Source organism: Paenibacillus hebaui, assembly GCF_051934385.1.
Classification (GTDB): Bacteria; Bacillota; Bacilli; order Paenibacillales; family Paenibacillaceae; genus Paenibacillus.
This window is the reverse complement of the sequence record NZ_CP196836.1, coordinates 5156601-5169587: the sequence shown is the minus strand read 5'-3', so window position 1 is coordinate 5169587 and position 12987 is coordinate 5156601. Positions and strand designations below refer to the sequence as shown.

The following is a 12987-nucleotide window of genomic DNA, read 5'->3' as shown; positions in this document are numbered from 1 at the left end:
AGAGTGACGCGGGTGAAGATCGGCATCATGGGTGGTACGTTTGATCCGATCCACATGGGACACCTCCTGGCAGCGGAAGCCGCAAGGGATTCGCATGCACTGGATGAGATCTGGTTCATGCCTTCGCATGTTCCACCTCACAAACGCGGAGCCGGAGCATCGGGACAGCAACGTCTCGATATGACGGAAGCGGCGGTGAAGGGTGTACAGCAATATGAGGTACTGGACATCGAGATGGAGCTTGGTGGCGTATCCTATACGATCGATACGATGAAGGAACTGTGGCGCCGCCATCCGGAGCATGAATTTTATTTCATTATCGGAGCGGACATGGTGAACTATCTTCCAAAATGGGAACAGATTGAAGAACTCGCAGAACGCTTAACCTTCATCGGTGTTGGCCGGCCAGGATTCCAGTTGCATCTGGATGACCTGCCAGACGAATTGCAAGATCGGGTGCTGTTGGCCGAGATGCCCTTGGTGGATATTTCGTCCACGGCAGTGCGCAGACGTCTCGCTAAGGGACATTCGGTGCGCTTCATGATTCCTGATGCGGTTCATCAATACATTGTAAGGGGCGGTTTGTATGGCACTAAGCCGTGAGGAACTGATTCACGCCGTTTCTGGTCAAATGCCGGAGAAGCGCTGGAAGCATACAATGGGCGTAATGAAGTCGGCAGTTGCTCTGGCTGAAAAATACGGTGCTGATCCTGTAAAAGCAGATCTGGCAGCGATACTTCATGATGTAGCCAAGTATTGGCCCATATCGGAGATGGAAGCAGTCATCCGGGACCATGGATTAAACGTAGAACTTTTGCAGCATGACAAACAGCTCTGGCATTCCGAAGTAGGTGCCTTTGTAGCCCAGCGTGACTATGGAGTGGATGATTCCGAAATTATCAATGCCATCCGGTGGCACACCTCGGGTCGAGTCGGCATGAGCCTGCTGGACAAAGTGGTGTGTCTTGCCGATTATATTGAACCGGGACGAGATTTCCCGGGAGTGGACCATATTCGCGAACAGGCTGAACGTAGCCTGGAAGAGGGATTAATTGCCGGTTTCGACTCAACGATCAGCTTGCTGATCTCGCAGCGCCGTGTCATTTATCCTTTGACCATGCTGTCGAGGAATGACTTGATTACACATTTATAGATTAGATTATGGAGGTTGGTTCATGACATTATCATCGAAAGAACTTATGAATATGGCGGTTGCTGCTGCTGACGATAAAAAGGCATCTAATATCGTAGCACTGGATCTGATTAACATCTCACTGGTGGCGGACTATTTTGTCATCTGTCACGGGAATTCCGATACGCAGGTACAGGCGATTGCAACGGAAATTCGCAAACAGGCACACGCAGCTGGAGTGAACATTAAAGGTATCGAAGGCATGGATTCTGCACGTTGGGTACTGATGGACATGGGCGATGTGGTTATTCATATCTTCCACCGCGACGAGCGTGAGTATTACAACATTGAACGACTGTGGTCTGATGCTAAAGTGGTGGAAACGGTATGAGTTTGATCGCAGGAACGGTCGTCTCCTTGCCGGTTTCACGTGAAGTGTCTCCATTTGGCTACTTTTTGACGACAGGATCGGAAGATGTACTGCTTCACTATACGGAATTAACACGGGATGTTAAGATCGGCGAAACACTTGAGGTTTTTGTATTCTTTGACACAGAAGATCGCCTAGCCGTAACGATGAAAAAACCATATCTGACACTCGGCGAAATGGGACGATTGGTTGTGGCTGATGTTCATCCACGTCTCGGCTGTTTCCTGGAGATGGGACTTGGACGGCAATTGTTGCTCCCGATCCGTGAATTACCTGAACTCCAAGAGCTTCGTCCGCATGTGGGCGATGAAGTTTTTGTCATCATGGAGCATGATAAGCAAGGACGTCTGCGGGCGAAATTGGCCGGAGAACGTGAGCTTGCCCCATTGTCCTTCCATGCCCCGACGTCTTGGTTGAACGAATGGGTTGAAGCAACCGTGTACAAGCCGCTGCAGATGGGTACTTTTGTACTTGTAGAGGGCGGTGTACTCGGCTTTGGCGCGATTGGCATGATTCATTCATCCGAACGCAGCCATATGCTTCGCCTTGGAGAGAAGGTTAAATGTCGGGTGACGCTGGTCCGTGAAGATGGACGTGTCAATCTGGCAATGTCCCCTCTCAAAGAGGTCGGACGCAATGTGGATGCAGATAAGCTGCTTGCTTTCCTGAAAGAGCGTCCTGCGGGCGGCATGCCTTATTCGGATGCAACCCCACCCGATATCATCAAGCAACGCTTTGGTATCAGCAAATCCGCTTTCAAGCGTGCGTTGGGCAAACTGATGAAGGATGGTCTGGTGACGCAGAAGGAAAACTGGACGTATCTGACAGAGTCTGCCCCTCAAGATCAGAGTGAGGACAAGTAACTATATAAATTGAACTAAATATTTACACGAGAACGGAGAGGACAGAAATAACCTGAAAAAGCGGAGCTAAAAGCTTTCTGAAAGAAAGCTGCATCGGAAGCATAAGCTTCGCCTTTATCACCGGATTTTCCCTTTAAAAAAAGGAATCAAAAAATCTGGGGATAACAGCGATTGGAAGGTTGTTCTGTCATCGTAGTGGCAAGTGTAATATTCTTTAGTTTCTTTTATAAAAAAGGGTATATTGCATCAACAATGTACTTGAATCCACAAGTAAAGGCAGGGCAAGGCTGGGTGAACTCCGGACGCCCCTGCTTTTTCTTTTGTTAAGAATTAGGATTGAAAAATGAAATTGAAAGTGCGGTGCCTGACATGTCTTACCGGAAATTTGCTTATGTGTACGATGAATTAATGGAAGATATGCCTTATCCGGACTGGATAAGGTTTGCTAGAACAGCTTGGGAACGGCATGGCATGCCAAAAAGTGTGGCTGAACTCGGTTGTGGAACGGGCTCAATAACGATCCCGCTGGTCAACTCCGGCTTCGAAGTTACGGGTATTGACCTGTCAGCTGACATGTTATCGGTTGCGCGCAGCAAGATGGAAGCTACGCCTCAGGGTCATCGATTGTATCGGGAAGGCAGCGTCCGCTGGGTACAGCAGGATATGCGGGACTGGAGAGTGCCGGAGCCAGTAGACTCGGTTATATCTTTCTGTGACTGCGTTAATTATTTGCTTGAACAAGAAGATATCATTCGTACATTCCAGCGTACATATGAGATGCTGAAACCTGGTGGGACATTCCTGTTTGATGTGCATTCTCCGAATACACTTATTCGATATGAACAGGAGCAACCTTTTGTACTCGATGAACGCTCTGTATCCTATATTTGGACATGTGATATGGACCATGATCGTTGTGAGATTGAGCATCATCTGAGTATCTTTTCGCGTATGGATGATGGTAGCAAGGATAAGTATCAGCGATTTGAAGAGGTTCATGTCCAGCGTGCGTATGATCCAGACTGGATGAAGCTCGAGTTATCCAAAGCCGGCTTTAGAGATGTCAATATATATGCTGATTTCGAGTGGAAAGAGGCTGGAGACAGCGCTCAGCGCCTATTCTATGTGGCAGTGAAATAGATTTGATGATAGTGAACTGTCCTTATTTCGCATAAGGACAGTTTTTTAATGTTTATTTTTCTATAATTTAAACCGAATTTACACCGTTATCATGGTGAGAGGAATAATCGTTTTTCAGTGATAATGGGTATTGCAAGCCTGGCTAAAGGAAGACATAATGAGTAAATAAAAACGTTTTCTTAAGAGAAGGGTCTGGGAAAGTAAAGTATAAATCAGATGAGGTGCGAAATGGAAAGTACATACAAAACAAGACTGTCTTCGGAGCAATTAAATGGACTTGTGCAACACCATTTCAACGCAGGTATCCAAGAGTATAAGGAAATGATAGACGGTTGGGCAAACCATGCATATTTGATTACAATGGATAACGGCCAGGTGGTTGTGCTGAAAATTGCTCCTTCCGCAATAACTAAACTCATGCGCTGTGAACAGGATCTGATGATTGCCGAAGTGCAGGCCATGCGTCTCGTGGAAGAGCTTCAGGATGTACCCGTTCCCCGTATATTGGCGTACGATTCCTCGGAGACTCTTGCTCCTGCATCATATTTTATTATGGATTTTATGCCAGGCACGCCGTATAACAAGGTCAAGGAGCAATACAGTGTGAAAGAGCAGGAATCCATCGAACAGCAACTAGGCCGTTACAATCGTCGGATCAATGAGATCAAAGGCGAGAAATTTGGATACTTTTCCGAAAATAAACCACATTATGCAACCTGGAAGGAAGCTTTCCTGAGTCTCATGGATGATATGCTCACAGATGGTAAAGAAGCAGGAGTGGAGTTTTCGATCCGTTATGAGGAACTGGAGTGTCTGATTCAGGAGAAAGCGGATGTACTGGATGATGTCAAAGAACCTTCACTTGTGCATTGGGATTTGTGGGATGGCAATGTTTTTGTGGAAGCAGGTAAAATAACAGCCATTATTGATTTCGAACGGTCACTCTGGGCGGACCCTCTGATGGAGCATTATTTCAGCCATTTTAACAACACACCGGGATTCCTGAGGGGGTACGGACAAGTGATCACGACCGAAAGTGAGTTGAAAAGAAGAAGCTTGTACGATCTGTATTTTGATCTGGCGCTACGCATTGAGTGCAATTATCGCCAGTACGATAACCAGGAACATATTCAGTGGACAATTCATAATTTGGAAGAAGGAATCAAGCGATTCCAGTTATCCTGAGTTTTATGCTGATGTAAGCAAGGTTTATAGTCAACAGGTCGTGTTATATTGACTTTACCGTTACTTTTTTATATAATGGTGCGGATCATATCGTATACATATTTCGATGATAAGGAACAGTAGTGAGTCCTGTACATGACAGAGAGCCGGCGGTTGGTGCAAGCCGGTTGACAGTATTTCACGAACTCGCCTTGGAGAAATGCGGTGATTACACCATCCTGCAACCAGCCGAAGGAATAATCGGGTTAGGACAGGAATGGAAATCCGCATCGGTTAACCGCCGTTACAGGTCCAAAGGGAGTGGATGACGAAGCACGTTCGTCCGCTAACTAGGGTGGTACCACGGGAATTCAACCTCTCGTCCCTAGCGCTGCAAACGCTACGGGATGCTGAGGTTTTTTTGTTGCAATAAAAGCGAATAACCAAGAGGAGGAACAATAGATGAGTGAGAATCACCAGCCGAAACACGGCTACCAGCCACAAGTCATGGAGAAAAGTTGGCAGCAATACTGGGATGTGAATAAAACGTTTAAAACGGGTGAGGACCCGGCTAAACCGAAGTTTTATGCACTGGATATGTTCCCGTATCCATCCGGTTCGGGTCTGCACGTAGGTCACCCTGAAGGATATACGGCAACGGATATTGTTTCCCGTTACAAACGTATGCGCGGCTACAATGTATTACATCCGATGGGTTGGGACGCTTTTGGTCTGCCTGCTGAGCAACATGCACTGGATACGGGTGAGCATCCACGGCATATTACATTCCGCAATATTGACAATTTCCGTCGTCAGATCAAGTCGCTTGGCTTCTCGTATGACTGGGATCGTGAGATCAGCACAACGGACCCTAAATACTATAAATGGACGCAGTGGATTTTCATCCAGCTGTACAATAAAGGCTTGGCTTATGTCGATGAAGTGGCAGTGAACTGGTGTGAAGCGCTGGGTACGGTACTGGCTAACGAAGAGGTTATTGATGGCAAGAGTGAACGCGGTGGACATCCGGTCGTACGTAAACCGATGCGTCAGTGGGTACTGAGAATTACCGAATATGCAGAACGTTTGCTGGAAGACCTGGAAGAACTGGACTGGTCCGAGAGCATTAAGGATATGCAGCGCAACTGGATCGGCAAATCGACCGGAGCGGAAGTTACTTTTGGAATTGAGGGATCTGAAGAGGTCATCAAGGTGTTCACAACTCGTGCAGACACATTGTTCGGTGCTAGTTTTGCAGTTCTTGCTCCTGAGCATGAACTGGTGAAAACTATTACGACAGATGACCAACTTGAAACCATCAAGGCTTATCAGGAGCAGGCCTCTCGCAAGAGTGATCTGGAACGTACAGATTTGGCTAAAGACAAAACAGGTGTATTCACAGGTGCCTATGCGATCAATCCGGTCAATGGTGCGAAGCTGCCGATTTGGATTGCCGATTACGTTCTGGCTGGATATGGCACAGGGGCTGTAATGGCTGTTCCAGGTCATGATGCACGTGACTGGGAATTTGCGAAGCAGTTTGGTCTGGACATTATCGAAGTCATTCAGGGTGGAGACGTGACGCAAGAGGCGTATTCCGGAGACGGAGCCCATGTGAATTCCGAGTTCCTGAACGGACTGAACAATGAAGAAGCGATTGCGAAGATGATTGCCTGGTTGGAAGAGAATGGTAAGGGACAAGGGAAAGTAACCTATCGTCTGCGCGATTGGCTGTTCAGCCGTCAGCGCTACTGGGGCGAGCCGATTCCAATTCTGCATCTGGAAGACGGAACGATGAAGACGGTGCCGGAAGATCAGCTTCCTTTGCTGCTGCCAGATATTGACCAGATCAAACCTTCGGGTACTGGAGAATCACCACTGGCGAATGTTACGGAGTGGGTGAATACGGTAGATCCGGAAACGGGAATGAAAGCACGTCGTGAGACCAACACGATGCCACAATGGGCGGGTAGCTGTTGGTATTACCTGCGCTTTATCGATCCTCACAATGACAAGGAACTGATCTCTCAGGAGAAACAGCAGCAATGGCTGCCAGTTGATCTGTACATTGGGGGAGCAGAGCATGCGGTGCTTCACTTGTTGTACGCTCGTTTCTGGCACAAAGTGCTGTATGATCTGGGTGTGGTGAACACCAAAGAGCCATTCCACAAATTGGTCAACCAAGGGATGATCCTGGGAACCAATAATGAGAAAATGAGTAAATCCCGTGGTAATGTCATTAACCCGGACGTAATCGTCAATGAATTCGGTGCAGATACACTGCGTCTGTATGAAATGTTCATGGGACCTTTGGAGGCGACGAAACCGTGGAACGCTAACGGGGTTGAGGGCATGCACCGCTTCCTGTCACGCGTATGGCGTCTCTTCATTAACGAAGATACAGGAGCAATCAATGACAAGATTACAGCCGATGGTGGTACGGATGAGTTCAAGCGGACCGCGCATAAAACAATTAAAAAGGTTACAGATGATCTGGAACATCTGCGCTTCAACACAGCGATCAGTCAGCTGATGATTTTCATCAATGATGCGTACAAGGCAGATACGCTGCCACGTGAAGCCATGGAGAATTTTGTACAGCTGTTGTCACCGCTGGCACCACATATGGCGGAGGAGCTGTGGAGTCGTCTGGGACATGAGGGTGGAATTTCTTACGTTGCTTGGCCTGAGTATGATGAGTCCATGACGGTTGATGCGGAAGTGGAGATTGTGGTTCAGGTGAATGGCAAAATTGTAACCCGTGCAACGATCGCTAAGGATCTGGATGCACAGGGTATGCAGGACTATACGATGGAGCTGGCACCTGTTAAACAGGCACTGGAAGGCAAGACCATTCGCAAAGTCATTGCCGTTCCAGGCAAACTCGTTAATATTGTTGCCGGTTAATTTCGCCGGCTCTGAATAATTCATCGAGCTTTAACAAGTCTTCATCATATTTCTCATGGGTTGTATGAATCAGGTTGTCGAAGACACCATTCAAACTAACCTTTAGCAGGGCAAGTGCCTGTGCGGTAATACCACCGGGTACAGCGACCCGAGCCTGAAGCTCTTGCGGGGTATACCCTCCTTCGGTGAGCAGCTTGCCTGTTCCGAGGAGCATTTCCCCGGCAAGAGCGCAGGCATCGGCCCGTTTGATGTCTGTGAGCTTGACGGCACTTTCAATCCATTGCTCCAGAAAGAACGATATGAATGCAGGTCCGCAGCTGGAGAAGTCAGATGTGATCCGGGTACAGGCTTCATCGACCTGGTACGGTCTGCCGATATGACTGAGCAGAGCTTCCAGCACAGCGCGATCTTCGTTGGTCATTCGTTCGCCATGTATACACAGGGATGCTCCGCTGCCGACCTGATGCGTAACGCTGGGAATAACTTTGGAGACTTTGCAAGGAAGTGAAGATTCCAGATGACGCAACTGCACGGGACTGGTGATCGAGACGATGATATGATTGGGATTCACGACAGGCAGAATGTCATCAATGACATGTTTGAATTCGAGTGGCTTCACGCACAGGAATATGATGTTGCTTCGGATGACGGTTTCCCGATTGCTCTGTGATTCATGCAGACCGGGGTAACGGAGGGATAGCTGCCGTACTTTGGAAGGGGTTCGATTGCTTGCGGTGATCTGCCGGGGCTCAAGTGCACCGGATTGGATCAAGGCATAGATCAGCAGGCTGCCCATGCTGCCGGTTCCGATAAATCCAACCTTCATTGTTCAGGCCTCCTTTCATGCTTTACGGTGATGGCGCAGTTCTTTTCTCTAGTCTATGCATCAGGACCTGGTTGACATGACATGAAAATAGTACAGCTTGGTTTAACAGGCAGGTCCAACGGTTCGGAAGCACCGCCCGTGTTCAGAATAAAGTTATTTTGAATTCAGGGAGAGGTGTGGAAGAATGAGATGGAATAAAGGGATGACCATTGCTGCTGCGGTGGTTGGAAGTATACTGATATTATGGTCGGGCAAAAGTGAACAGCCGCCTTCTGGCTGGGAACCTATGCAGCTCGGCACCGAGAAGCCGACGATACAACAGGAATCTACTGGTGTACAGTCGGCTGCTTTGGGTCAAGGCCAAAGCCAAAGTCAAAGTGAGGCTTCATCTGATGCAGGTCGGAAACCGTCTAACCATGATTCTGCCTTAGTAGAGCAAAATCAAGTTGACGCAGCGGTTGTTCATGAGACTAATCTGAATGCTACTGGCAACAACCCTGATGTTTCTAAGGGCACGACAGCTAATCAATCAGATACGCCCGATAGGGCATCAAGCAATAAGCAAGCTATGGTGAGCGCTGAGGCCAGCGACAATGGGAAAATTGATGTGAATACAGCCACCGCTTCGAAGCTCACGGAGCTTCCCGGGATCGGGGAGAAGAAGGCGCAAGCCATTGTTGACTATCGCAATGCGCATGGTCCTTTTACCAGAGTCAGCGATTTGACTAAAGTAAAAGGAATTGGAACGAAGATGCTGGAGAAGATGGCACCCTATGTGCAGATTCGGTAATAACCCATTATAAATATTACGATATAAGTTGAACTTGAATTTCGGGGAGAACAGTAATCGGAAAGGAGGAAACGGACATGAGTACAGCAGACGTACGCAAAGACTGGGACACGTATTTCATGGACATCGCATATATGGTCTCAACCCGTTCCCGCTGTTCACGCCGTCATGTGGGCTCCGTGCTTGTACAGGGAAAAAAACTGCTCGGAACAGCCTATAATGGTGCACCCATGGGCGTTCCGGACTGCTCTGAAGCGGGGTGTATGATATCTGAAGAGTATGAGCTGGTTGTTGCAACCGACGGTCAGGAGGAAATGGTCAAAAAGCAACGCTGCATCCGTACCATTCATGCGGAGCAAAATTTGCTTTTGTTCACCGATCGAATCGACCGCGAAGGCTCGTCTGTATATGTAACAGATGAACCTTGCTGGACTTGTTCCAATATGCTCGCGAATAGCGGCATCACTGAAATCGTTTTTCACCGCCCATATCCCAAAGATACAGGCAAGGTTACAAACATGATGAAACAGAAAGGCATTACGTTTCGCAGGTTGGATCATTACCAGCCTCCACGTGAGACGATGATGACCGTGAGTGACTAGGCCCATCCATAATTAAAATACACATCATAAATATAATTCGAATTCACGGGGAAGAACCTCCGGTTGCTGTAAACAGCTGCCGGGGGTTTTTCTGCGTTCAGACGGTTGACATGAAGGAGGAATGAGGATGAAAGGCAGACCTTTACTTGTATTTACGATCTGTTGGTTATGCGGTAGCGGCGTGGCGTGCGCGTTAACAGGCTGGACCCTGATCTGGGGAATGATTGGGACGCTCGCATGTCTGCCACTCATGCTACGATTTATCGATATACGCGGGTGGTCCATCTTATTACTGGTTGGAGGACTCATCGGTGGTGCTGTTCACTGGGAGTGGAATGATACACGTAATATAAGCAGCTTGCCTGAGATGACGAACACAACGCTGGAGGACCTGGATGGCTTTGCAGCTACACTTCAAGGAACACTCATGTCGGATGTGCGCATTGATGGGGATCGGGCCGATTTTGAGATGCAGGTGACATCCATGCTACCGATATCAGGTACATTATCGGGAACAGAGCCGGAAGTATCGTCTACGTCGAACATGAAAGAACGCCTAATGGTGCAAGTCAGATTAGCTGAGCAAGAAGAACAGCAAGTAGCGGCAGGCTGGAAGCGAGGAGACTCTATAACGTTGACAGGTGCACTGGCGCTTCCAGGTGAAGCCAGAAACTTCGGTGGATTCGACTATCGCATTTATTTGCGAACTCTTCACATCCATTGGCTGTTTAAGGTGAAAGGAGCCAGTTCGGTAGCAACCGTCCCACCTGAAGGGATGGGGAATTTCAATATTCTGCGGTGGAATGACGTCATTAGGCATAAGCTGGGCTCAGCGGTTGAACAGTTATTTCCCGAGCCTCATGCTGGCTATATGAAAGGCCTGATTATCGGGATGGCCAATGATATCGATACAGATACCTATGGTCAATTTTCTCAGCTGGGATTAACTCATATTTTGGCGATCTCAGGAACACATGTCGCGGTGTATGTCGCTTCGTTGCTGCTCCTTTTATCATGGTTAAGACTGACCAGAGAGACATCGCTTACGATTGTTCTGATACTGGTACCTGCTTATGTGTTGTTGTCTGGTGGCTCGCCTTCCGTGGTTCGGGCAGGGATTATGTCCATGATTGGTTTGTATATGGCGCGTCGTGGCCTTGCCAGAGATGGCCTTCAGATGATTAGTGCAGCGGCTCTGCTGATGATGTGGTGGAACCCGTACTTTTTGTTAAGCGTCAGCTTCCAATTATCCTTTCTCGTCACGGCAGGACTGATGATCTATATGCCGCTGATTAACCGACTGTTCAGCAGTTGGCCGAAATCTCTGGCGGCAACAGCGTCAGTGACTGTGACCGCTCAGCTTATATCTTTTCCGGTAACCATACTGTATTTCAACCAGTTCTCATTGCTCTCATTTGTGGCTAACTTTCTACTGGTGTCTTTGATCAGCGCGATCGTACTGCCACTTGGAACCGTTGCGCTGTTGTTATCGTTCCTCTGGGTACCCTTGGCACAACCATTGGCCTGGATCGCAATTCTACTGAACAAGCTGACATTTGTCAGTGTGGAATGGATGAACAGTTTACCTGGGTTTGTGCTCATATGGGCTACACCTTCGTTGCTGTGGATAGCAGCATACTATACAGTGCTGTATGCCCTGTTATATCTGCTTCATCGGGGAAAAGGTGCGAAGCAAGAAACAACGTTTGTTGAGGAGGATACTGCCCCTCTTGTCCGGCGACGACCTTTAATTCCGAGTGGGAGCGTTGGCGTTATTTCTCCTTTGTCTACCGCACTTCAGTATCAAGGCAAGAATCGTGTAGAGGGAAAAGAAACTTCATTGACGACATTAGGTGCAAGTATTGCTTGGCCGGAATATACCAGTGCATTTACGGCACGAGGTGCTGGATTTTACTCCGGTGAACGAATGAACATATACCACAAATGGATGTGCGGATTGCTGGCGCTTAGCTTCGTTGCAGAATTGTGGTGGGCATACCAGACCCCGCAGTCTTCCGGAACTGGAGTTGTACAATTTTTGGATATTGGACAAGGGGACAGCACACTGATTACAACCCCGGAAGGTAAGCATATTTTGGTGGATGGTGGTGGCACGGTCAACTTTGGCAAGTCTGACCAATCCTGGAGAACGAGGCGTGATCCGTATGAAGTAGGGGCCAAGGTCGTCGTTCCATTATTAAAAAAGAGGGGCATTCATCAGCTGGACGCCGTAATCGTCACCCATGCCGATCAGGATCATGCCGGCGGATTACAGGCAGTGCTCGAACAAATTCCGGTGGAACAATTCATGTTCAATGGTACAACAAGCGGCAAAGACAATTTTGACAAACTGATTGACACAGCTATAGATAAGAACATTCCCTTATACGCCATTCAGCAAGGGATGTCCTATGAGCCGGATGGAGTGACCAAGCTGCATTTTATATCTCCTGATCTGGAGAAGACGATGGACACAGGAGAAAGGTTACCCGTGTCTGAACATCAGAACCATGATTCGGTTGTCTTTTTGCTTGAAATGGCAGGAGCCTCTTTCATGTTCACAGGTGATATGGACGCAGCGGCCGAGCAGAATCTGCTGTATATGATTCAGGACGGATCGCTTGCAGCCTCGTTTGGACAGCAGGATGCAAATAACGCATTAGCCGCAAGTGTTTCCATACAGGAGATGTTCTCACATCATTTGCAGGAGAATCATGAGGATAAGCCTGTCTCCATTGATGTGTTAAAGGTCGCCCATCATGGCAGCAAAACCTCGTCAACAGAAGCGTGGTTACAGTATTGGAATGCCAAAACCGCCGTAATATCTGCTGGCGCTAATAATACATACGGCCATCCCAATCCAGGAGTGCTTGAACGGCTTGAGGATACGGATACAGATATCTATCGAACAGATCAAATGGGTGAGATTCAGATGAGAATTAAAGATGGGAAGATTAATGTTCGTTACAAATTGTTGAGGGATGAATCATGAGTTTCTGCATGGGAAACATTGATTTATCAATAACAGATGGCTGTTTTGACTGAGAAAGAGAATGATCTATTATAAAATACAAAAATTAACATCAATTTACATCTTGAATACAAATAAATCTATTTAATGATATAAAATGGA

The 12987-nt window shown here is 47.7% G+C and carries 11 protein-coding genes and 1 other annotated feature; of the genes, 10 read left to right on the top strand and 1 reads right to left on the bottom strand.

Features of this window, described 5'->3' with window-relative positions; all coding sequences use genetic code 11:
* Positions 1-12: 12 nt before the first annotated feature.
* From ACR32F_RS23480 to leuS, 7 genes are all read left to right on the top strand, one after another.
* The gene (locus ACR32F_RS23480; protein WP_440111278.1) at positions 13-603 is read left to right on the top strand and encodes a nicotinate-nucleotide adenylyltransferase; all 591 of its coding nucleotides are present in this window, start codon (positions 13-15) and stop codon (positions 601-603) included.
* Entirely contained in the window at positions 587-1153 is a 567-nt protein-coding gene (yqeK, locus tag ACR32F_RS23475) for a bis(5'-nucleosyl)-tetraphosphatase (symmetrical) YqeK (protein ID WP_440111276.1), read from the top strand. Before ACR32F_RS23480 ends, yqeK begins: the two co-directional genes overlap by 17 nt.
* A gap of 22 nt (positions 1154-1175) precedes the next feature.
* Positions 1176-1523, top strand: coding sequence for a ribosome silencing factor (rsfS, locus tag ACR32F_RS23470; protein WP_440111274.1), 348 nt, complete (start codon positions 1176-1178; stop codon positions 1521-1523).
* A complete protein-coding gene (locus ACR32F_RS23465; protein WP_440111272.1) occupies positions 1520-2425 on the top strand; it encodes a CvfB family protein in 906 nt (301 codons plus the stop codon). The genes rsfS and ACR32F_RS23465 overlap by 4 nt, the downstream gene beginning before the upstream one ends.
* A gap of 369 nt (positions 2426-2794) precedes the next feature.
* Positions 2795-3565 carry a class I SAM-dependent DNA methyltransferase gene (locus ACR32F_RS23460; protein WP_440111270.1) on the top strand — a complete coding sequence of 257 codons (771 nt, stop codon included), beginning with the start codon at positions 2795-2797 and terminating at the stop codon, positions 3563-3565.
* 228 nt (positions 3566-3793) lie between these two features.
* Complete coding sequence (locus ACR32F_RS23455; protein ID WP_440111268.1) at positions 3794-4750, top strand: phosphotransferase family protein; 957 nt, start codon at positions 3794-3796, stop codon at positions 4748-4750.
* Between the two features lie 97 nt (positions 4751-4847).
* Positions 4848-5119, top strand: a binding site (T-box leader).
* A gap of 72 nt (positions 5120-5191) precedes the next feature.
* Entirely contained in the window at positions 5192-7636 is a 2445-nt protein-coding gene (gene leuS, locus ACR32F_RS23450; RefSeq protein ID WP_440111266.1) for a leucine--tRNA ligase, read from the top strand.
* On the opposite strand, the gene comER is transcribed toward leuS, so the two are convergent.
* A complete protein-coding gene (comER, locus tag ACR32F_RS23445; RefSeq protein ID WP_440111264.1) occupies positions 7617-8462 on the bottom strand; it encodes a late competence protein ComER in 846 nt (281 codons plus the stop codon). The genes leuS and comER overlap by 20 nt on opposite strands.
* 184 nt (positions 8463-8646) lie before the next feature.
* Here comER and ACR32F_RS23440 point away from each other — a divergent pair, with 184 nt between their 5' ends.
* The 3 genes from ACR32F_RS23440 to ACR32F_RS23430 all read left to right on the top strand — a co-directional run bounded on the left by ACR32F_RS23440 (position 8647) and on the right by ACR32F_RS23430 (position 12846).
* Positions 8647-9252, top strand: a complete 606-nt coding sequence (locus ACR32F_RS23440) for a ComEA family DNA-binding protein (protein ID WP_440111262.1) — start codon at positions 8647-8649, stop codon at positions 9250-9252.
* Between the two features lie 77 nt (positions 9253-9329).
* Positions 9330-9854 carry a deoxycytidylate deaminase gene (locus tag ACR32F_RS23435; protein WP_440111260.1) on the top strand — a complete coding sequence of 175 codons (525 nt, stop codon included), beginning with the start codon at positions 9330-9332 and terminating at the stop codon, positions 9852-9854.
* Between the two features lie 127 nt (positions 9855-9981).
* Positions 9982-12846, top strand: coding sequence for a ComEC/Rec2 family competence protein (locus ACR32F_RS23430; RefSeq protein WP_440111258.1), 2865 nt, complete (start codon positions 9982-9984; stop codon positions 12844-12846).
* Positions 12847-12987: the final 141 nt, after the last annotated feature.

Excerpts from the sequence above, each read along its gene's own strand:
- yqeK (WP_440111276.1), top strand. The coding sequence starts at position 587 with ATGGCACTAAGCCGTGAGGAACTGATTCACGCCGTTTCTGGTCAAATG.
- rsfS (WP_440111274.1), top strand. The coding sequence starts at position 1,176 with ATGACATTATCATCGAAAGAACTTATGAATATGGCGGTTGCTGCTGCT.
- ACR32F_RS23465 (WP_440111272.1), top strand. The coding sequence starts at position 1,520 with ATGAGTTTGATCGCAGGAACGGTCGTCTCCTTGCCGGTTTCACGTGAA.
- ACR32F_RS23460 (WP_440111270.1), top strand. The coding sequence starts at position 2,795 with ATGTCTTACCGGAAATTTGCTTATGTGTACGATGAATTAATGGAAGAT.
- ACR32F_RS23455 (WP_440111268.1), top strand. The coding sequence starts at position 3,794 with ATGGAAAGTACATACAAAACAAGACTGTCTTCGGAGCAATTAAATGGA.
- leuS (WP_440111266.1), top strand. The coding sequence starts at position 5,192 with ATGAGTGAGAATCACCAGCCGAAACACGGCTACCAGCCACAAGTCATG.
- comER (WP_440111264.1), bottom strand. The coding sequence starts at position 8,462 with ATGAAGGTTGGATTTATCGGAACCGGCAGCATGGGCAGCCTGCTGATC.
- ACR32F_RS23440 (WP_440111262.1), top strand. The coding sequence starts at position 8,647 with ATGAGATGGAATAAAGGGATGACCATTGCTGCTGCGGTGGTTGGAAGT.
- ACR32F_RS23435 (WP_440111260.1), top strand. The coding sequence starts at position 9,330 with ATGAGTACAGCAGACGTACGCAAAGACTGGGACACGTATTTCATGGAC.
- ACR32F_RS23430 (WP_440111258.1), top strand. The coding sequence starts at position 9,982 with ATGAAAGGCAGACCTTTACTTGTATTTACGATCTGTTGGTTATGCGGT.